Source organism: Agrobacterium sp. CG160-95 (assembly GCF_053521725.1).
Genome location: NZ_JBNWDU010000008.1, coordinates 141,703 through 161,824 on the forward strand (window position 1 = coordinate 141,703; position 20,122 = coordinate 161,824).

The 20,122-nt window shown below is 59.3% G+C and carries 15 protein-coding genes; 5 read left to right on the plus strand and 10 right to left on the minus strand.

Going from position 1 to position 20,122, the window contains the following annotated elements; translation table 11 throughout:
- Positions 1-22: 22 nt before the first annotated feature.
- The 7 genes from ACQZ63_RS23525 to ACQZ63_RS23555 form a co-directional block, all read right to left on the minus strand.
- Positions 23-1,651, minus strand: coding sequence for an alpha-D-glucose phosphate-specific phosphoglucomutase (locus tag ACQZ63_RS23525; protein WP_004431805.1), 1,629 nt, complete (start codon positions 1,649-1,651; stop codon positions 23-25).
- Between the two features lie 4 nt (positions 1,652-1,655).
- Complete coding sequence (glgA, locus tag ACQZ63_RS23530; RefSeq protein WP_065663242.1) at positions 1,656-3,098, minus strand: glycogen synthase GlgA; 1,443 nt, start codon at positions 3,096-3,098, stop codon at positions 1,656-1,658.
- Between the two features lie 5 nt (positions 3,099-3,103).
- Entirely contained in the window at positions 3,104-4,366 is a 1,263-nt protein-coding gene (gene glgC, locus ACQZ63_RS23535; RefSeq protein WP_004431809.1) for a glucose-1-phosphate adenylyltransferase, read from the minus strand.
- Between the two features lie 22 nt (positions 4,367-4,388).
- Positions 4,389-6,596 (minus strand): 1,4-alpha-glucan branching protein GlgB, encoded by a 2,208-nt coding sequence (gene glgB, locus ACQZ63_RS23540; protein WP_019566535.1) that lies wholly within the window; start codon positions 6,594-6,596, stop codon positions 4,389-4,391.
- Positions 6,596-9,058, minus strand: a complete 2,463-nt coding sequence (locus ACQZ63_RS23545) for a glycogen/starch/alpha-glucan phosphorylase (protein ID WP_004431815.1) — start codon at positions 9,056-9,058, stop codon at positions 6,596-6,598. Before ACQZ63_RS23545 ends, glgB begins: the two co-directional genes overlap by 1 nt.
- A gap of 442 nt (positions 9,059-9,500) precedes the next feature.
- A complete protein-coding gene (locus ACQZ63_RS23550) occupies positions 9,501-10,271 on the minus strand; it encodes a class II glutamine amidotransferase (RefSeq protein WP_111802031.1) in 771 nt (256 codons plus the stop codon).
- Positions 10,272-10,985 carry an aspartate/glutamate racemase family protein gene (locus ACQZ63_RS23555; RefSeq protein ID WP_065663244.1) on the minus strand — a complete coding sequence of 238 codons (714 nt, stop codon included), beginning with the start codon at positions 10,983-10,985 and terminating at the stop codon, positions 10,272-10,274.
- A gap of 168 nt (positions 10,986-11,153) precedes the next feature.
- Here ACQZ63_RS23555 and ACQZ63_RS23560 point away from each other — a divergent pair, with 168 nt between their 5' ends.
- Entirely contained in the window at positions 11,154-11,615 is a 462-nt protein-coding gene (locus ACQZ63_RS23560) for an Lrp/AsnC family transcriptional regulator (protein ID WP_003498392.1), read from the plus strand.
- Positions 11,616-11,635: 20 nt separating this feature from the next.
- Here the strand turns inward: ACQZ63_RS23560 and ACQZ63_RS23565 are convergent, their stop codons facing one another.
- From ACQZ63_RS23565 to ACQZ63_RS23575, 3 genes are all read right to left on the minus strand, one after another.
- The gene (locus tag ACQZ63_RS23565; protein ID WP_448799412.1) at positions 11,636-12,637 is read right to left on the minus strand and encodes an aldose epimerase family protein; all 1,002 of its coding nucleotides are present in this window, start codon (positions 12,635-12,637) and stop codon (positions 11,636-11,638) included.
- A 154-nt stretch (positions 12,638-12,791) separates the two neighbouring features.
- On the minus strand, positions 12,792-13,685 hold the full coding sequence (locus tag ACQZ63_RS23570) for an NAD(P)-dependent oxidoreductase (RefSeq protein WP_448799413.1): 894 nt from the start codon (positions 13,683-13,685) through the stop codon (positions 12,792-12,794).
- Positions 13,686-13,728: 43 nt separating this feature from the next.
- Positions 13,729-14,484 carry an SDR family oxidoreductase gene (locus ACQZ63_RS23575; protein WP_025595224.1) on the minus strand — a complete coding sequence of 252 codons (756 nt, stop codon included), beginning with the start codon at positions 14,482-14,484 and terminating at the stop codon, positions 13,729-13,731.
- Positions 14,485-14,689: 205 nt separating this feature from the next.
- On the opposite strand from ACQZ63_RS23575, the gene ACQZ63_RS23580 reads away from it, so the two are divergent.
- The 4 genes from ACQZ63_RS23580 (at position 14,690) to cydC (ending at position 20,078) form a co-directional block, all read left to right on the plus strand.
- Positions 14,690-15,721: an L-idonate 5-dehydrogenase gene (locus ACQZ63_RS23580; RefSeq protein WP_004431840.1), complete on the plus strand. Its 1,032-nt coding sequence runs from the start codon at positions 14,690-14,692 to the stop codon at positions 15,719-15,721.
- A 291-nt stretch (positions 15,722-16,012) separates the two neighbouring features.
- Positions 16,013-16,588: a GbsR/MarR family transcriptional regulator gene (locus ACQZ63_RS23585; protein WP_013762080.1), complete on the plus strand. Its 576-nt coding sequence runs from the start codon at positions 16,013-16,015 to the stop codon at positions 16,586-16,588.
- A gap of 17 nt (positions 16,589-16,605) precedes the next feature.
- On the plus strand, positions 16,606-18,390 hold the full coding sequence (gene cydD, locus ACQZ63_RS23590) for a thiol reductant ABC exporter subunit CydD (RefSeq protein WP_065663246.1): 1,785 nt from the start codon (positions 16,606-16,608) through the stop codon (positions 18,388-18,390).
- Complete coding sequence (cydC, locus tag ACQZ63_RS23595) at positions 18,387-20,078, plus strand: thiol reductant ABC exporter subunit CydC (protein ID WP_035199932.1); 1,692 nt, start codon at positions 18,387-18,389, stop codon at positions 20,076-20,078. Before cydD ends, cydC begins: the two co-directional genes overlap by 4 nt.
- Positions 20,079-20,122 lie beyond the last annotated feature (44 nt).

Genomic DNA, 20,122 nt, shown 5'->3' on the forward strand with positions numbered 1-20,122 from the left:
ACGGTGCGTGCAATGCAAAACCTTACGTGATGACGGTCGGTTCGTTGCGGCCGGTATGGGCCTTGATGCCGGCGATCGTATCGGCAACGGAAATAAGGTCGGCAAGCGCCGCCTGCGTTTCGATGCCGTGACGGGCCGCATCCGGCTCATAGCGCTCGACGTAAAGTCTGAGCGTTGCGCCCGCAGTGCCCGTGCCGGAAAGGCGCAGCACGATGCGCGAACCACCTTCGAACAGGATGCGGATACCCTGGTTCTTGCTGACGGACTGGTCGACCGGGTCGAGATAGGCGAAATCATCAGCAGCTGCGACCTTAAGATTGCCGTAGCTGGTGCCAGGAAGTGTTGCGAGTTTTTCGCGCAGGATGGCCACCAGAGTGTTTGCGGCGTCCGAATCCACTTCCTCATAATCGTGGCGGGAATAATAGTTGCGCCCATATTCGGCCCAGTGCTTGGTAACGATGTCCTTCACGCTTTCCTTGCGGGCGGCGACAATGTTCAGCCAGTAGAGCACGGCCCACAGGCCATCCTTTTCGCGCACGTGGTTGGAGCCGGTGCCGAAGCTTTCCTCACCGCAGATTGTAACCTTGCCGGCATCCATGAGATTGCCGAAAAATTTCCAGCCGGTTGGCGTCTCGTACATGCCAAGCCCAAGTTTTTCTGCGACGCGGTCGGCTGCGGCACTTGTCGGCATGGAACGGGCGATGCCGGAAATGCCGGCGGCATAACCGGGCGCGAGCCGCGCATTGGCGGCGATGATCGCCAGGCTGTCGGACGGGGTGACAAACATGCCCTTGCCGACCACCATGTTGCGGTCGCCGTCGCCATCCGACGCCGCGCCGAAATCAGGACCTTCCGGGCTCATGACATCGTCATAAAGCTCCTTGGCGTGCACCAGGTTGGGGTCGGGATGGTGGCCGCCGAAATCGGGCAGCGGCGTTGCGTTGCGGACCGAGCCCTTCGGCGCGCCGAGACGCTTTTCGATGATTTCCACCGCATAGGGGCCGGTGACGGCACTCATGGAATCGACGACAACCTTGAAGCCGCCGGCAATCAGGGCGCGAATGGCGGCAAAATCGAACAGTTCTTCCATCAAAGCGGCATAATCGGCGACCGGATCGATGACGTCGACCGTCAGTTCATCCACCTTGAAGCTGCCCACCTTGTCGAGATCGACGTCTGCAGCGTCGGAAATCTTGTAGCTGTCGATGACCTTCGAGCGGGCATAGATCGCGTCGGTGATCTTTTCAGGCGCAGGGCCGCCATTGCCGATATTGTATTTGATGCCGAAATCTTCGGTCGGGCCACCAGGATTATGGCTGGCGGAAAGCACGATGCCGCCGAAGGCTTTGTATTTGCGGATGATATTGGAGGCGGCGGGGGTTGAGAGAATGCCGCCCTGACCGACCAGCACCTTGCCGAAACCGGCGGCGGCCGCCATCTTGATCGCCTTCTGGATGACTTCGCGGTTGTAATAACGGCCATCGCCGCCAATCACCAGCGTCTGGCCCTGAAAGCCCTCAAGCGAGTCGAAGATCGACTGGATGAAGTTTTCGGCATAATTTTCCTGGGCGAAGACGGGCACCTTCTTGCGCAGGCCGGATGTGCCCGGCTTCTGATCCTGAAAGGGTGTCGTCTGAACGGTCTTGATCATTGTTTCAATGGCCTCTCGAAATAAGCTGGCTGTAAAGCGCGGCATAGAGCGCAGCGCTTTTTTCCCAGGAAACATCGGATTTCATTCCGAGTTTCTGCATTTGTGTCCAAAGTTTCGGGTCGTGATAATAACGCACGGTCCGGCGGATCGCCTGTTTCAGACCGTCGAGCGTGACGGGTGAGAATTGTACACCGGTCGCCGATTTATTGGCGATGGCGGCATGGTTGGCGTCGATCACCGTATCGGCAAGGCCGCCGGTTCGGGCAACCACGGGAACGCAGCCATAACGCAGCGCGTAAAGCTGGGTAAGGCCGCAGGGCTCGAAGCGCGAGGGGATGATGATCGCATCGCAACCCGCCTGCATCAGATGCGACAGCGGCTCATTATAACCGATGGCGACACCGACGCGGCCATGGTGGCGGGATGCCGCCGCCAGTAGCGCGCCTTCCAATGCCACATCGCCGGCGCCCAGCACGACCAGACGGCCGCCGAGGGAAACGATCTCGTCCACGGCTTCCGCCATGAGATCAATGCCCTTCTGCCAGGTCAGCCGGGAGATGACGCAGAAAAGCGGGCTGTCATCCTGGTCGATGCGGAAATGTTCTGCGACGGCCTTCTTGTTCAGCGCGCGGTTCTTGAGATTGGTGACGGAATAGTTGTCGTGGATCAGATGGTCGGTGGCCGGGTTCCAGACATCGGCGTCAATGCCGTTGACGATACCGTGCAGCACATGGGCGCGGCTGCCGATCACCCCTTGCAGCCCCATGCCGAATTCCGCGGTCAGGATTTCTTCCGCATAGGATGGGCTGACCGTGCTGAGCGCGGTTGCCGTCTGCAAGCCGCCCTTGAGGAAGCTGACATCGTTATAATATTCGATGCCTTCCATGCCGAAGGCGTGGGCGGGCAATTCGAGCTTGCTGAAGATATTGGCCCCGAACTGACCCTGAAAAGCAATGTTATGGATGGTGAGAAGGCTCGGAATCTCTGGCGTTTCGGCATAACGCATATAGACCGGGGTCATTGCTGCCTGCCAGTCATGGGCGTGCACCATATCCGGCCGCCAGCCGGGAAGCACACCGGCGCCGATTCGTGCCGCTGCCAGCGAGAGCGCCGCAAAGCGCTTCCAGTTATCAGGATAATCCTTGCCGGTCTGGCCGAGATAGGGGCCGCCGGAACGCTCGTAATAGGCGGGCGCGTCAAGGATCAGAAGGTCTAGCCCCTCATGTTGGACTTCGAGCAGATCAGCCTTTTCGCCAAGCAGATCGGTGAACTCAAAACATTTGACGGGGTCCGTCACGGCGGCTTTCACCGCCGGATATCCGGGTATCAATGTGCGCGTTCTCACACCATAGGCTTCGAGCGCGATGGGGAGGGCGCCGGTAACGTCGGCGAGCCCTCCGGTCTTGATCAGGGGATAAATTTCGGATGAAACCGAAAGGACATTCATGGGCTCTACAGGTCCAGCTTGTCGATCATCGATTGGGTGATAAGGCAAATGCCGTTTTCCGTGCGCCGGAAACGTTTGGCATCCAGTTCAGGGTCTTCTCCTACAATCAGTCCTTCCGGAATGACCACTCCATGGTCGATGACGACGTTGCTGAGCTGGGCGTGGCGCCCGATCTTTACACTCGGCAGTACTACGGCATTCTCAAGGCGGGAGTATGAATTGGCGCGCACGCCTGTGAACAGAAGGCTACGGTTGAGGGCGGCGCCGGAAATGATGCAATCGCCTGACACGACCGACGACACGGCAGAACCGCGGCGGTCCTCATCGTCATGCACGAATTTCGCCGGCGGAGTGATTTCCGCATAGGTCCAGATCGGCCAGGACTTGTCATAGATATCGAGGTCAGGCACCACATCCGTCAGGTCGATATTGGCCTGCCAATAGGCATCGATGGTTCCGACATCGCGCCAGTACGGTCCGTGCTCGAAATCCGAACGCACGCAGGAGTCCGCAAAACGGTGCGCGACGGCTTTGCCGTGCTGGACAATGTAGGGAATGATGTCCTTGCCGAAGTCGCGGCTGGAGGTGGGGTCGGCGGCATCGCGACGCAGCGCTTCCATCAGGAATTTCGTGTGGAAGACGTAGATCCCCATCGAGGCAAGCGCGAAATTCTCGTTGCCGGGAATGCCGGGCGGATCGGCCGGCTTTTCGATGAAGTCGATGATCTCGTCTTTTTCGTTCACATGCATCACGCCGAAGCCCGACGCTTCCTTGCGTGGCACTTCAAGGCAACCGATCGTTACATCCGCGCCGGAATCGACATGCTGTTGCAGCATGTATTCGTAGTCCATCTTGTAAATATGGTCGCCGGCCAGAATGACCATATATTCGGGCGCATAGGGCTCGATAATGTCGATGTTCTGGTAAACGGCGTCGGCGGTGCCTTCGTACCATTGCGTTTCGGACACGCGCTGCGAGGCCGGCAGAATGTCGAAGCTTTCGTTACGCTCTGGACGGAAGAAGTCCCAGCCGCGTTGCAGGTGGCGGATAAGGGAGTGAGCCTTGTATTGCGTGGCTACGCCAATGCGGCGAATGCCGGAATTCAGCGCGTTCGAAAGTGCAAAATCGATAATGCGGGCCTTACCGCCAAAATAAACCGCTGGTTTTGCCCGGCGGTCTGTCAATTCCTTCAAACGGCTTCCTCTACCGCCCGCGAGAACATAGGCCATTGCATCACGCGCCAGGGGCTGAACTCTTTTTTCCGACATGGTTGTCCTCCCGTTCTGTCTGTCAGTTTTCCGGTTCGAGCATGATCGTTGCCAAGGGCGGCAGGACGAGCATCGCCCCGATTTCCCCACCGGCATTGACCGCCTGAACGCGTCCGCCATTTCCCTTGCCGCTGCCGCCATAAATTTCGGCATCGGTGTTGAGAATCTCCCGCCACCGCCCCGCAACAGGAAGCGGCACATAATAGTTTTCCCGGTAGACCGGGGTCAGATTGCAGATAACCGCAACCGGTTTTTCGCCGGGCGCCGAGCGCAGCCAGGCGAAGACCGAGTTTTCGTGATCATCGACCACCAGCCACTGGAAACCTTCGGGTTCGCAGTCACGGGCGTGCAGAGCGGCTTTCGAACGGTAGGTGAGGTTGAGATCGCGCACGAGGCGGCGCATACCCTCATGCATCGGATATTGGCGAAGGTTCCAGTCGAGCGATCCCTTTTCGCTCCATTCGCTCCACTGGGCGAACTCCTGCCCCATGAACAGCAGCTTCTTGCCGGGATAACCCCACATGAAGCCGTAATAGGACCGGAGATTGGCAAATTTCTGCCAGTCGTCGCCCGACATCTTGGCGATCAACGATCCCTTGCCGTGCACTACTTCGTCATGGGAAAGCGGCAGCACGAAATTTTCGGTGAAGGCATAAAGCAGCCCGAATGTCAGTTCCTGATGGTGGAACTTGCGGTGCACCGGCTCACGCGAGAAATAGCTCAGCGTGTCGTGCATGAAACCCATATTCCATTTGAAGCCGAAACCGAGGCCGCCCTCGTGAACCGGCTGCGACACTTTCGGCCAGGAGGTGGATTCTTCAGCAATGGTCATGACGCCCGGATGGGTGCCGTAGACGAGCGAGTTCATCTTCTGCAGGAAGCGGACGGATTCCAGGTTCTCGCGCCCGCCATATTCGTTGGGGATCCACTCGCCTTCCTTGCGGGAATAATCGAGATAGAGCATCGAGGCGACGGCATCGACGCGCAATCCATCGAGATGGAATTTTTCGGCCCAATAAAGAGCGTTGTTGACGAGGTAGGACAATACCTCGATACGCCCGAAATTGTAGATGGCCGTGTTCCAGTCGGGATGAAAACCCTGACGCGGGTCGGCATGTTCGTAAAGCGCTGTCCCGTCAAACAGGCCCAGGCCGTGCTCGTCGGTTGGAAAATGCGCAGGAACCCAGTCGAGGATCACGCCGATGCCGACCTTGTGGGCGCCGTTGACGAAGCGGGCGAAACCTTCCGGATCGCCGAAACGGGCGGTCGGGGCATAAAGCCCGGTCGTCTGGTAACCCCAGGACGGATCGTAGGGATGTTCGGTGATCGGCAGAAACTCGATATGGGTGAAGCCCATATCCGTGCAATAGGGAATGAGCTGGGTGGCCATTTCATCCCAGCTGAGGAAGGTGCCGTCCTCGCGACGCCGCCAGGAACCGGCGTGCACCTCGTAAATGCTGATCGGCTGCCGGCGCTGGTCCACTTGCGCCCAATGTTCCCGGTGGGCCTGATCTTCCCATTTCTGCGCCAGTTCTGGTGCGGTGACGGAGGCGTTCTTCGGCCGCAGTTCACCACGCCGTGCATAGGGGTCGGCCTTCAGCGGCAGAAGCTCGCCGTTTGCGCCGAGAATCTCGAATTTATAGGCGCAGCCGGCATAGACGTCAGGTGCGAAAATTTCCCAGATGCCGGTATCCTTGCGGAAGCGCATCACATGCCGTCGACCATCCCAATTGTTGAAATCGCCGACGACGGAGACGCGCCGCGCATTGGGAGCCCAGACGGCGAAGTGGAAACCTTCGACCCCTTCAAGCTTGAGCGGATGAGCGCCCATCTTGTCGAACAGTCGCAGATGCGATCCCTCGCGGACGAAATAATCGTCCATCGGTCCAAGAACCGGACCAAAGCTGTAGGGGTCGGTCACTGCCCATTCCGCATCGTCGCGACAGGCGCGATAACGCACCGGCTGACGCGAGGTGAGATCGACCGGGCCTTCGAAGAAACCCTCCGGATCGAGCTGCTTCAGTTCGCCGACGAAAGATCCGTCCAGTGTGAGGACAGATACTTCTTCAGCCCCCGGAATGAAACACCGTGCAGAAAAACCTCCCGGCGTTTCGTGAACGCCGAGAAGTGCAAAGGGGTTGGAATGCAAACCGCTCTTGATCGCCTCGATTTCAGCCTTCGTGATTTCGCCAGTCTTTTTCTCTTCGGCCGAATTGAGCGGTTTTTTCATCAGGCTCTCCAGATATCGGCGGCGTACTGCCGGATCGTCCTGTCGGACGAGAACCAGCCCATACGCGCCGTGTTACGGACTGTTTTCGCATACCAGCTTTCCGGATCGCTCCAGATCGCATCCACCTTGCGCTGCGCTTCGGCGTAGGCGTCGAAGTCGGCCGCGACCATGAACCAGTCGCTGTTGTAAATGCCGTCGATCAGCCCGGCGAAGCGGGAGCGGTCGTCGGGTGAGAATACGCCAGAGGCGATAGATGACAGCGCCTGCGACAGTTCCACCGACTGTTCAATAATCGCGCGGGGGTTGTGGCCCTCGGCGCGCGCTTTCGACACCTCTTCCGCCGTCATGCCGAAGATGACGATGTTATCCTCGCCGACATGTTCGAGCATTTCGACGTTCGCACCATCCAGCGTACCGATGGTGAGCGCGCCGTTCAGCGCAAACTTCATGTTGCCGGTGCCCGAGGCTTCCATGCCAGCCGTCGAGATCTGTTCGGACAGATCGGCGGCCGGAACCATGATTTCCGCAAGCGAGACGTTGTAGTTCGGAATAAACACCACTTTCAGAAGCCCGCGCACGGCCGGATCGTTGTTGATGACCCGGGCAATATCGTTGGCAAGTTTTATGATCAGCTTCGCGTTGTGATAACTCGGCGCTGCCTTGCCTGCGAAGAACTTAACGCGCGGTACCCAATCCAGTTCCGGGTGAGAACGGATCTGGTCGTAAAGCGCCACCGTTTCGATAAGGTTCAGAAGCTGGCGCTTATATTCATGGATGCGCTTGATCTGGATGTCGAACATGGCCGAGGGATCGACACGGATGCCCATGCGTTGCGCCACCGTATTGGCAAGCCGCACCTTGTTCAGACGCTTCACTTCGGCAAATTTTTCGCGGAAACCGGCATCGTCGGCGAAGCGGTCGAGCGCTGTCAGCTTTTCCGCATCGTCGAGGAAATCGTCGCCGATCGCTTCCCGGATCAATCCGGTCAGGCCGGGGTTGCACTGCATCAGCCAGCGGCGCGGGGTGATGCCGTTGGTCTTGTTGTTGATGCGCTCGGGATAAAGGCTGTGCAGGTCGGCAAAGACCGTTTCCTTCATCAGTTCGGTATGAAGTGCCGAGACACCGTTGATGGAATGCGAGCCGATGAAGGCGAGATTGCCCATGCGCACGCGCCGCTCACCGTTTTCGTCGATCAGCGAGATGGACCGGATCTGCTGATCCGGCATCTTCTTTTCCTTGCGGGCGTAGACCAGCGTATTGGCATTGATCGCATAGACGATCTGCATGTGCCTCGGCAAAAGCCGCTCGAGCAGCGGGACGGGCCAGCTTTCCAGCGCTTCGGGCAAAAGCGTGTGGTTGGTGTAGGAGAAGGTGCCCTGCGTGATCTTCCAGGCTTCGTCGAATTCAAGGCCGTGGACATCGCATAGCAGGCGCATCATTTCGCAGATGGAAATGGCCGGATGCGTGTCGTTGAGCTGGATCGAAACCTTGTCGGGCAGCGAGGTGAAATCCGGATATTGCTGCAGGTGACGGCGCAGAATGTCCTGCAGGGAGGCGGAGGAGAAGAAGAACTCCTGCCGCAAACGCAATTCCTGGCCGGCCGGGGTCGCATCGGCAGGGTAGAGAACGCGCGTCAGGCTTTCGGCCTTGTTGCTTTCCCGCAGCGCGCCAATGTGGTCGCCGGCATTGAAGGCGGCAAGCAGAATGGGATCGATAGGCTGCGCCGACCATAGGCGCAAGGTGTTGACGCGGGTGCCGCGCCAGCCGACGACAGGCGTGTCGTAAGCCATGGCAATGACGCGTTCGGCAGGTTTCCAGACGAAGCGCTGCGGCTCCTCATATCCACCGATGGTTTCCACCGATCCCCCAAAGCCGATTTCATACGAGCTTTCGCGGCGTTCGAATTCCCAGGGATTGCCGTGCGCCAGCCAGGTCTCCGGCAATTCCACCTGCCATCCGTCCGCCATCTGCTGGCGGAAAAGGCCGTGCACATAACGGATGCCGTAGCCATAGGCGGGAATATCGACGGTTGCCATCGATTCCATGAAACAGGCAGCGAGACGGCCAAGGCCGCCATTGCCAAGTGCCGCATCCGGTTCAAGTCCCGCAATGACATCGAGATCGACGCCGAGCGAAGAAAGCGCGTCCCTGATTTCGTGCATCAGCCCGATATTGGAGATCGCATCGCGCATCAGGCGACCGATCAGAAACTCGAGCGACAGGTAATAAACGCGCTTGGAATTGTTGGCATAGGCCTTGCGGGTGGAGGCCATCCACTTGTCGATGATGCGGTCACGGACGACGAGAATGGTCGCGGTCAGCCAGTCATGCGGCTTGGCAACTTTTACGTCCTTGCCGATACGGTAGGTGAGGCGCTCGATGATTTCCGCTGCCATGATTTCCGGGTTGGAACTGCGCGGGGCGGGACGGGGAAGATCGGCGGCGTTTAGATTATTGATCATTGGTCGGTCAGCACCTTGGTGGGAGGAGAGGGTCTGATGAGGTCGATCCGGTTTGCCTTTACTGATGCCAGTTTATGCATCGATATGGAGGCGTGGCAACAGCATTTTTTGTGGAAATTTGAACAGCTTAGGGTAATGAAAAATAACACTTTTTCTTCAGCGTCCCGAGGATCGCCAAAGGCATTGCCTGCCCATTGTCCGTCATTCATGAACGGGTTTGCATGGTCGTTGCGATGCAGGGCATCGTTCAAGAAAGGGAGAGGGGCTGCAACACTTCTGAAATGGTTCACCGGTCCTGAAATCTGTTTCGGTCTATCGGATCACACACTAGCCTTCGCGGCGGAGATAATTCAATGAAAATAAACACGACGCTGCCGCAGCCGCGCCCACCGGTGGCGGCCAAACTGAAAAAAATGGCCTCGGTCGTCATGAAATGCGACGTTTACGGCAGGGAAAAAGGTTCAGTGGTCATACCGCCGGCGCGGATCGTCACCCGGGTATTTGGCGGCACCGCACACCACGGGGTGCAATCGAAGGAAAAGGGTTCCGAGCTTAGCGCGATGCCCTCTTCAAGCCCGCGCCAGTAAAGCGTTGGCGGCTTGTCGTCGCTTGACCAGCGGAAGGCGTGCAGGCAATCGCCATCCATCAGCACGGCGCTGAACCGCAACGCGGAAGAAACACCCGCCGCGATCATCTTTTCCAGGCAGAGGCGCAGCGCGGTGGAAATGGCCCGAACTGGGTCCGCATCAAGGTCGTGGCCGGCGGCAATCAGGAAGATGGCTTCGCTGTCGCCGGTGCCGCGCCGGGCGGAATAAATATCATCGGGTATGAGGGAATCAATGTCGCGCCTGATCTGCTCGTAGCCGCCGATCTGGCCGTTATGCATAAAGAGATATTGACCATGCGCAAAGGGGTGGCAATTGGCACGGGATACTTCGCCTGATGTGGCGGAGCGGACGTGGGCCATGAACATGCCCGAGCGAAGCTGGTGGCAAAGGGCGGCCAGATTGGCGTCGGACCAGGCGGGTCTGGTGTCGCGAAAAACGCCGGGCGTTCCGCGCTCGCCATACCAGCCAAGACCGCAACCGTCGCCATTGACGACGGTTTTAGCTTCCCTTGCGGCCATGGACTGGCTGACCAGCGACGCTTCCGGCTCGATCAGAAGACTGTCGAGCCAGACCGGTTTACCGGAATAGGCAAAAAGGCGGCACATTCATGCAGCTCTGTTCAGGGCCTTGTTTCCGAGCGCGAAGCCGACAGCGGCCTGGGCGTGAATGGCGGTCGAATCGTAGCCCGGCAAAGGCAGGGCATCGGGATCGATCAGCAGGGAAATTTCGGTGCAGCCGAGAATGACGGAATCGACGCCGAGCGCACGCGCTTTCTCGATGACCGACATGTAGCGCTCGCGCGAGCACGACTTGATCTCGCCCTGGCACAATTCGCCAAAAATGATGTCGTGGATGGCGGCCCTGTCATCCGCATCGGGCACGACCACATCGACGCCGTGGCGGCGCATGCGGTCGGTGTAGAAGCCATGTTCCATCGTGTAGCGCGTGGCGAGCAGAAGCGGCTTGCGGCGTCCATCCGCCTTCAATGCGGTGGCAGTTTCATCAATGATGTCGATGAGAGTGACGCCCGACATTTTTTCAACGGTTTCCGCAACGAGGTGCATGGTGTTGGTGCAGATCAGCACACAATCGGCACCCGCATTGGCAAGACGCGCACCCGCAGCGCCCAAAAGCGCGCCGGCCTCATCCCAGCGGTCAGCCTTCTGAAGGGCAACAACCTCGGAAAAATCGAGCGAATGCATGACGATATCGGCCGATACGAGCCCACCGCGGCTGTCACGAACGGCCTCGTTGATCATGCGATAATAGGTTGCGGTGGATTCCCAGCTCATGCCGCCGATCAGACCGATCCGTTTCATAGGCGTTCCCTTATAAAAGTTTGATTGATGACAAGAATGCCATTGCCGCGATGAAAACGGCATGCGTTTTTTCAGGGATTTAGAAGGCAGATTGCAAATTCTGGGCGTGCATTATGCTCAGCTCGCAAATTTCTTGCGTCACTACGTTAACCGGTGCATTCTGAAACAATGATTGACGACCGTGACCGCCGAATCCTTGCGATTCTCCAGGAGAATGCAGAAACACCTCTCGCCGATATCGCGGATGAGGTGTCGTTATCGCTTTCCGCCTGTTCCCGCCGTATCACGCGTCTGCGTGCGGAAGGATATGTGACCGGCACGATGGCGCTGCTCGACCGGCGGAAAATCAACCTGCCGACCACGGTTTTCCTGCTTGTGAGAACCGGCCTGCATGCGGAGGACTGGCTGGACCGGTTCCATGCCGCCGTCAGCACCATACCGGAGATCGTCGAGGTGCACCGGCTGACCGGCAATTTCGATTATATTCTGAAACTCGTGCTGCCAAATGTCGAATATTACGACACCATCTACAAACAGATCCTCCGGCGGGTCGAGCTTTACGACATGTCCGCCTATATCTCCATGGAGACGGTGAAGCTGTCGTCTTCACTCCCGACGACGCATATCTGATCGCAATATTTGGTCTTTTTTCAGCTCTCGGCTTCAAAACGGAAACCAAAGCGGAAACTTCGGGTCTCGCCCGGTTGAAGGGTGATGTCCGCTTCAAGTTGCGGCTGGTTGAAGGCGTTTGTCGGTGTTTCCACAGGTTCGAGCGCGATGGATTTTCGCCTGTCGCGGGCAAGCGTATCGCCGGTAAAGACATGCATGTGGCCGCGCTCCTGCCAAACGGTCAGGCTCGAACCATCGTTCCGGTTTTCGATCCTAGTCTCGTAAAGCCCGTTTGCGGATGGGATCAGATCGGTAAAGCAGACATCCAGCACATGGCCTGCGAGCGGCGCGGCAGAAAGAAACGCTGCATCGTCCCGTTTGAGAATGCCCGTCTCACTGTCGGTGAGTGGTATCAAATTCGCGTCCGTTTTGATCGCTGTTCGCGACGGTAGGGTGAGAAGGAGATCGTCGATGGAGGATATGCCGGGCAGACGGAAATAGGGATGCCAGCCGGCCGCAAAGGGCAAAGGCCGGTCGTCGCCATTGATGCCGCGTATATCGATGGTAACCGCATGGCCGGCAAACCGGTATTCCACCTCGATGGCGAGATGGTAGGGATAGCCCTTGAATTCGGCCGGCAATATCTCGGCACGAAAGACGATAATGTGCGCGTCGTTTTCCTCGAAAGACCGGTCGAGGGCGAAGGGCAGGGCACGGGCAAATCCGTGGAAGACGAGGTCCTCGTGGGCAAGCACCGGCTCGATACGGTGCATCTCCCCGCCAAATTTAAATTGGCCCTGAGGAATGCGATTGGTGAACGGGGCGAGAATGCCGTTTCTCACGCCGTTCTGCGACTGCAATTCCTGAAGCGACGAATAGCCGTCGACAAGGTTTTTTTCATTGCCATCGGCAAGTCGTGGCCGCCAGCTCAGAAGGGTCGCGCCCTCATAAGCGATCTCGGCGCTGAAGCCGTTTCCGGAAACGGTCAGGCTGGCAATCCCCGTGCCTGTTGCGGAAGTGGTCATCGGGAAATTGTCCTTCATGCAAGCGTCTGCGGCCGTCGGGCCGATTGCGCCGCCGATTCGCCCGATCATCTTCGCTGCGGAGACATTTCGCAATGGCCATGACGGTGGCACACCTTAATGACCTCGCGTCAGCTCGGCCTCTAAGGTGTTATTGCCCTGGCCATGGCGCAAATCATTCCGTGAAGGTGCGTTTCGCGCCGGTGAAAAATTCCATTAGGGCGGCCTGATCCTCGCCGCCAAGTCCCGCCGCTGTCAGCATGCGGTGCACCTCGGCGCAAACCGCCGTCAGCGGCATGGCCGTGTTGGTGCGTCGAGCCAGATTCTGCGCGCCGTTCAGGTCCTTGACCATATTGTCGATGCGGCCAGTCCGGCGGTAATCCTTCGCCACGTAACGTGGCATATATTCCTGAAGAATTGCGCTGTCGGCGCGGCCGCCTTTCAGCGCCTGCGGAATTTTGGCGGCATCGACGCCGGCATCCAGCGCAAGCTGCGTTGCTTCCGCTACGGCAAGGAAGTTCAGCCCGCAAAGAACCTGATTGATGAGCTTCGTCGTCTGGCCTGCGCCGCTTGGACCCATATGGGTGTAGTTGCTGGCCACGTGCCGCAGCACGCGATGGGCATCGGCCACATCCTTTTCCGTGCCGCCGGCCATCAGGGTCAGTTGCCCGACGAGTGCCTTCGGCGCGCCGCCGGAAAGCGGGCTGTCCACCCAGCGCAGCTCTTTTTCAGCCGCATCCGCCGCCAGTTCTTTTGTCGCTTCCGGATCGATGGAGGACATGTCGATGATCAGCGTGCCGGGCCTGGCCCCCGCCGCCACGCCATCTTTGCCGAAAACGGCGGCGCGGACGATTTTCGGCGAATTGAGGCTGAGGATCACGACATCGGAGACCGAAGCCGCTTGCGCCGCCGTCTCGGCGCTATGCGCACCAAGGCTGGTCAAAGCCGCCACCTTTTCCGCGTCCAGATCGAAAACCGTCAGGTGATTGCCGGTCTCGATCAGCCGCGTACCGATCGCGCCGCCCATCGCGCCAGCGCCAATGAGGGCGATTTTGTTCTTCTCGGTCATGGTGCTCACGGTCTCCTCCCAAAGCGTCGTGGTTACGGCTTCTTCAAAGCGAGGCGGTAATGCCGCCGTCGACGTAAAGAATATGTCCGTTCACGAAAGACGAGGCATCGGACGACAGGAAAATGCAGGCGCCGACAAGCTCTTCGACTTTGCCCCAGCGGCCGGCGGGCGTGCGTTTTTCAAGCCATGCTGAAAACGTCTCGTCGGCCACCAGCGCCGCGTTGAGCGGCGTGTCGAAATAGCCCGGCGCAATGGCGTTGCACTGCAGGCCATATTTGGCCCAGTCCGTCGCCATGCCCTTCGTCAGATTGCCGACGGCGCCCTTGGTGGCGGTGTACGGCGCGATACCGGGGCGGGCAAGAGCGGTCTGGACGCTGGCGATGTTGATGATCTTGCCACGTCCACGGCTGATCATATGACGCGCGACGGCTTGCCCTGCGTGGAACACCGAGGCGATGTTTGTCTGTAACAGGCGCTCGAAGGCGTCGGCCGGAAAATCCTCCAGCGGTGTGCGGTGCTGCATGCCGGCATTGTTGACCAGAATATCGATGGGGCCGACTTCCGCCTCGAAACCGTCGATGGCCTTGCGCACCGCATCATGATCGGTGGCATCGAAGGCGAGCGTCTTGGCACCCTTGATGCCTGCGGCGGCTGCTTTCAGCTTTGCCTCGTCGCGGCCGTTCAGCACCACTTCGGCTCCCGCCTCCACCAGGCCCTGCGCCAGCGCAAAGCCGATGCCCTGCGACGAGCCGGTGATCAGGGCGCGGCGGCCGGAAAGATCGAACAAATTAAGGCCCACTGTTTCCTCCAGTCTCTCGACATTGCTTTCATGCCGGTTTATGTTATCGATAACATTCATCCCTTTCAGACGTGGATGTCAAGGCTTAAACGCCTGTTTCCGGTACGCAACATGCGCGCGGGGAGGCTGCAGGGCGGCGGCAATGATTGGGATAGGGATTATTTTGTTGCGCCGTTTAAGGCGCGATATCGAACGGGAGATATTTATGAGAGCGATTGTCGCCCACGGGGCAAAGGATGTACGCATCGAGGAGAGGCCGGAGGAGGCGCCGGGGGCAGGAGAAGTGCGTCTTCGTCTGGCTCGGGGCGGGATTTGCGGCAGCGATCTTCACTATTACAATCACGGTGGTTTCGGCGCGGTACGGCTTCGCGAACCAATGGTGCTGGGACATGAGGTCTCCGCCATTGTTGAGGAGCTGGGCGAGGGCGTCGAAGGGCTGAAGGTTGGCGGTCTGGTCGCGGTTTCGCCGTCCCGTCCGTGCAGGACCTGCCGCTTTTGCCAGGAAGGCCTGCACAATCAGTGCCTCAACATGCGCTTTTATGGCAGCGCCATGCCGTTTCCGCATATTCAGGGCGCTTTCCGCGAGGTTCTCATCGCGGATGCCCTGCAATGCGTTCCGGCCGACGGTTTGAGTGCCGGTGAGGCAGCTATGGCGGAACCGCTGGCGGTAACGCTGCATGCCACCCGCCGCGCCGGCGATTTGCTTGGAAAACGCGTGCTCGTCACCGGCTGCGGCCCCATCGGCATTCTCTCCATCCTGTCTGCCCGCCGTGCCGGTGCCGCTGAAATCGTCGCGACCGATCTTTCGGACTTCACGCTTGCCAAGGCGCGGGAAGCGGGCGCGGACCGCGTCATAAACAGCAAGGATGAGCCTGATGCGCTGGCGGCGTACGGCGCGAACAAGGGAACCTTCGACGTTCTCTATGAATGCTCCGGTGCCGCCGTTGCACTGGCGGGCGGGATTACGGCGTTGCGTCCGCGCGGCATCATCGTCCAGCTTGGCCTTGGTGGCGATATGAGCCTGCCGATGATGGCGATTACTGCCAAGGAACTCGATCTGCGCGGCTCTTTCCGGTTCCACGAGGAATTCGCGACGGGCGTCGAACTGATGCGCAAAGGCCTGATCGACGTCAAGCCGTTCATCACCCAGACGGTGGACCTCGATGACGCCATCTCGGCCTTCGAATTTGCCTCCGACCGCAGCCGCGCCATGAAGGTGCAGATCGCTTTTTCGTAAGCGCCTGTTGCGCACGCCGGTTTGTCGACGTCTTGATCGGCGGTGGATTAATCCGCCGCCGATTTTTCATGCGCGCGCTTCCATCTACAACAAGACGTCTTTGATGTTATCGATATCATTTCGTGCATCGCGGGCCGGGAAAGTGTACCAGAGGGCGCAGCCCTGATCCCCGGCAGTCGCTGCCTCTTCTGATTTGCACATTTTGACGCAGGTCAAAAAGGTGATTTGCCGATTGCCATTTTTTGCTTTATCGAAATTTCAGAAATTACTGAAAATACAGGAAGCAAAGAAATGCCCACCAATCTTTCTCCGCTCGTTCAGTCCTTCGTGCTGCATTTCGGCGAGATGGGCAGCCGCTGGGGCATCAACCGCACGGTCGGCCAGGTCTATGCTTTGCTTTACATCTCGCCGAAGCCGCTCTGCGCGGACGACATTGTCGAGTCGCTCGGCATTTCCCGTTCCAATGTGTCGATGAGCCTGAAGGAGCTTCAGGCGTGGAACCTTGCAATTCTCAAGCATTTCCCCGGCGACCGGCGCGATTTTTTCACGACGCCGGAGGATGTGTGGCAAATTCTGCGCACCCTTGCCGAAGAGCGCAAGAAGCGCGAGATCGACCCGACACTCAGCGTGCTTCGTGAAATCCTGATGGAGAAGCCGGAAAACGAAGAGGAGCGGCATGCGCAGAAGCGCATCGATGAGATGAAAACGCTGATCGAGCAGCTCACCGGCTGGTATGACGATGTGAAGAAGCTGGAGACGGAGCGGTTGGCTTCGCTTCTGGCACTCGGCTCGAAGGTCACGAAGCTTCTGGAGGCCAAGGACAAGATCGTCTCTCTTGCCAGACCCCGTGCCAAGAAGGACAGGTGAGGAGATCGTCCGTGAGCATGTCCGCAGAAATCCGGCAATCCGCCAATGGCGATGATGCAGACTGTCCAGTTCCAGCGGCGGTCTCTCCCGACAAGGCACGGCGGCGCTTCTTCGGTAAATCCGCCAATGACAAGGGTGTCGGTACGGCGGAACTCGCGAAGGCACCCGCGGTAGGAAGATCGGTCGCCCTGCTGCATGTCCTGCCGGCTCTGCTCTGGTTGCCCCAGGCGGGTTTGCTTGCATTTTCGGTCGGAAATATTGCCGACGGTGCGCCGATGACGGCGATCCTGCCGGCGGCCGTGGCTGTTCTCATTCTCGGTCTCCTCAAGGCATGGCTGGAAAAAGTTGCTGCGAGACTGTCGTTTCGCGCCGCGCGTGCCGCCCTTTCGCGGCGGCGGCTGCAAGCGCTTCATGCCGTTGCGGAGGTGTCGCCGCTTGATCTGGCGCGTACGGCCTCCGGCGAGGCGGCAAGCGTTATCGCAGAGGCAGCCGAAGCGCTGGTACCTTATCTTTCCAGGTTCCAGCCTGCGCGGATGAAAGCTACCATTGTCCCCTTGGTTTTCGTGCTGGCAATCCTGCCATTTACCTGGATTGCGGCGCTTGTTCTGTTGCTTTCCATGCCCACTATCCCGCTTTTCATGGCGCTGATCGGCTGGCAGGCGAAGGATGCCAGTGAAAAGCAGCTGGCCGAGACCGGCAACATGAATGCTTTCCTGCTCGATCGCCTGCGTGGCCTGGAAACGATCCGCGCACTGGAAGCCGTTGATCTGACCGCTGGACGCCTGCGGACGGACGCAGAGAACCTCAAGAAGCGGACGATGGCTGTCCTGCGGATCGCCTTTCTGTCCTCGGCGGTGCTGGAGCTTTTCGCTGCCCTCGGCGTTGCCATGACAGCCGTTTATATCGGTTTCCATCTGCTCGGTTTTCTCGATTTCGGCGCGTGGGGCGAGAAGCTGACACTTGCCGAGGGGCTGTTCATCCTGCTTCTGGCGCCTGCCTTTTTCGAACCGCTGCGGGAGTTGTCCGCCGTCTGGCACGACCGCGCAGCCGGCGAGGCGGCGCTGGGCGCGCTCGACACATTGACGCGGGCTGGCAAAGCCATCGTGGGTGAGGGTAAGGAGGTCGCAATGGCCCCTTTTCCGACGCCCGGTCTGGTGGAGTTGGCTAATCTCTCCTTCGCCTATCCGAATGCTCCGCCTGCCATTCGGAATCTAAATCTTACGGTCCAGTCAGGCGAGACAGTTGCGATTCTTGGGCCTTCCGGTTGTGGTAAATCCACTGTACTCTCCTTGATTGCCGGCTTGGCCGAGGCTGACGGCGGTACAATAGGGATCGGGGGCGTAACGCTTGGTCATGCGACTGCCGATGGACTGCGCAAGACAATCGGCTGGGTCAGCCAGAAGCCGTTCTTTTTTGCCGGTTCCCTGAAGGCGAACATTCGCTTTGGCCGCGCCGGTGTCAGCGAAGGTATGGTTGATGAGACGCTGCGCTGCACCGGGCTGGATGCATTGTCGAAAGCACGCCGGCATCTGCCTATAGGAGACGGCGGCTACGGTATTTCGGGCGGGGAGGCGGTGCGCCTCGCCATTGCGCGTGCTTTCGCCGATCCGGCGACGCAGCTTGTGCTGGTCGATGAACCGACAGCGCATCTTGACCGGGAGACGGCTGCGCTCGTCACCGAAAACCTGCTGCAACTCGCAAAAGGCAGGACATTGATCGTCGCAACCCATGATCCTGTGCTCGCCGCGCGCATGGACAGGGTCGTGGATATGACGACGATCCATTCGAGGGGGCAGTCATGATCGCGCGTTTTGCGATATTGAAACCTGTTATTTCCCTGTTCTGGTCGGCGCGTCGCGGCATGCTGCTCGTTGGCGCGGTTCTGGCAGCAACCACGGTGCTGGCGGGTATAGGCCTTCTCGGCGTTTCCGGCTGGTTCATTACTGCGACCGCGATTGCCGGTCTGGTCCCCGCGACGGCCTATGCTTTCGACGTCTTTGCGCCATCGGCGGCCATCCGTCTGCTGGCGTTGTCACGCACCGCTGCCCGTTATGGCGAACGCATGACCACCCATGAGGCGACGCTGTCCGTGCTTGCAGCGCTTCGCGAAAAGCTGTTTCGTGGCTTTGCCGCACCGCAGGCGGCGAAACATCTGGAGGCGAGGCCCGCCCGCCTGCTGAACCGGCTGACTGCGGATATCGATGCGCTGGATTCGCTTTATCTGCGCGTGCTGGTACCCGCCGCCGTCGCAATCCTCGCCGCAATCGCAACAGGCATCGGTCTTGCCCTCCTCAATCCGCTTGCGGGCGTTCTGGCGGCCCTCTTCCTCATTGCGGCGGGTCTTGGCATTTCAGTGCGCTCGGCGTTGACGGCGGAAAAATTTGCGCGTCGCCGGGCAATCGGGCTTGAAGCGCTTCGTGCCCGCACGGCGGACTTGGTCAACGGACAGGTGGAATTGCTCACGACTGCCCGTCTCTCCGCGCAGGTTGCGGCGATTGAACGGGCCGACAATTATCTGCTCGCCTGCGATGACCGCTTGAACCGGATCGAAACCAATGCCGGTTTTTCATTCGGCATCTCAGCGGCGGTTCTTTTGAGTGCGGCTCTCCTCGGCATGGCCTGGCTTGCGGAGCAGGACGTTGTGACCGCGCCGACTGCCGCCCTCGGCCTGCTTGTCTGTTTCGCCGCGCTGGAGCCCTTCACGGCGCTGCGCCGTGGAGCAATGGAACTCGGGCGCACGCTTTTTTCGGCAAGACGCATTGCGCCGCGTCTTTCCGCTGAAGCAGCCGCCAACTGTCCGCGCGTGCCTGCCATGGGCCTGGTGGCTGAGCTGGATGGTGTGCGGCTGGAGCGGGATGGGAACGAAAATCCTGTCCTGACGAATATCAACCTTGCAATCGCCGCCGGAGAGACGATTGCGATTATCGGGCCGAGCGGTGCGGGCAAGACCAGCCTCATCCAGCTTCTGGCTGGTGAAGTGCAACCGGCGGCGGGCAGGGTCAGCGCTTTGCCTTGCTCGCTCATGACGCAGAGAAGTCAGCTTTTTCGAGACAGCATCGCTGATAATCTGAGGCTGGCAAAACCTGCCGCGACCGAGCGTGAACTGTGGGATGCCCTTCAATCGGCAGGCCTTGGCGAGCATGTCAAAACCCTCGCCGCAGGGCTGGATACGAGACTTGGCGAGGCGGGGCAGGGTCTATCCGGCGGTCAGTCACGACGGCTCGCCCTTGCCCGTTTCCTTCTACGCGACAAACCACTCTGGCTTCTCGACGAGGTGACGGAAGGGCTGGACGGCGAAACCGCCCGTGACGTGCTCGGCCGGCTGTTTGCGAGGGCGGAAGGCAAGACTGTCGTGATGATAACCCACAATCGCCGTGAGGCGGAATTTGCCGATCGCATCATCGTGCTGAGAGAGGGGCGCCAACTTGATCAATGTCAAAGCGGCACCCCGGAATACGACGTAATGCTGCAAACATTGCGTCCGGACTGAGTGATTTTTTCAGGGCCGGCGCCGTTTCGTAACAGAAGGCCGGC

Excerpts from the sequence above, each read along its gene's own strand:
- ACQZ63_RS23525 (WP_004431805.1), bottom strand. The coding sequence starts at position 1,651 with ATGATCAAGACCGTTCAGACGACACCCTTTCAGGATCAGAAGCCGGGC.
- glgA (WP_065663242.1), bottom strand. The coding sequence starts at position 3,098 with ATGAATGTCCTTTCGGTTTCATCCGAAATTTATCCCCTGATCAAGACC.
- glgC (WP_004431809.1), bottom strand. The coding sequence starts at position 4,366 with ATGTCGGAAAAAAGAGTTCAGCCCCTGGCGCGTGATGCAATGGCCTAT.
- glgB (WP_019566535.1), bottom strand. The coding sequence starts at position 6,596 with ATGAAAAAACCGCTCAATTCGGCCGAAGAGAAAAAGACTGGCGAAATC.
- ACQZ63_RS23545 (WP_004431815.1), bottom strand. The coding sequence starts at position 9,058 with ATGATCAATAATCTAAACGCCGCCGATCTTCCCCGTCCCGCCCCGCGC.
- ACQZ63_RS23550 (WP_111802031.1), bottom strand. The coding sequence starts at position 10,271 with ATGTGCCGCCTTTTTGCCTATTCCGGTAAACCGGTCTGGCTCGACAGT.
- ACQZ63_RS23555 (WP_065663244.1), bottom strand. The coding sequence starts at position 10,985 with ATGAAACGGATCGGTCTGATCGGCGGCATGAGCTGGGAATCCACCGCA.
- ACQZ63_RS23560 (WP_003498392.1), top strand. The coding sequence starts at position 11,154 with ATGATTGACGACCGTGACCGCCGAATCCTTGCGATTCTCCAGGAGAAT.
- ACQZ63_RS23565 (WP_448799412.1), bottom strand. The coding sequence starts at position 12,637 with ATGAAGGACAATTTCCCGATGACCACTTCCGCAACAGGCACGGGGATT.
- ACQZ63_RS23570 (WP_448799413.1), bottom strand. The coding sequence starts at position 13,685 with ATGACCGAGAAGAACAAAATCGCCCTCATTGGCGCTGGCGCGATGGGC.
- ACQZ63_RS23580 (WP_004431840.1), top strand. The coding sequence starts at position 14,690 with ATGAGAGCGATTGTCGCCCACGGGGCAAAGGATGTACGCATCGAGGAG.
- ACQZ63_RS23585 (WP_013762080.1), top strand. The coding sequence starts at position 16,013 with ATGCCCACCAATCTTTCTCCGCTCGTTCAGTCCTTCGTGCTGCATTTC.
- cydD (WP_065663246.1), top strand. The coding sequence starts at position 16,606 with ATGTCCGCAGAAATCCGGCAATCCGCCAATGGCGATGATGCAGACTGT.
- cydC (WP_035199932.1), top strand. The coding sequence starts at position 18,387 with ATGATCGCGCGTTTTGCGATATTGAAACCTGTTATTTCCCTGTTCTGG.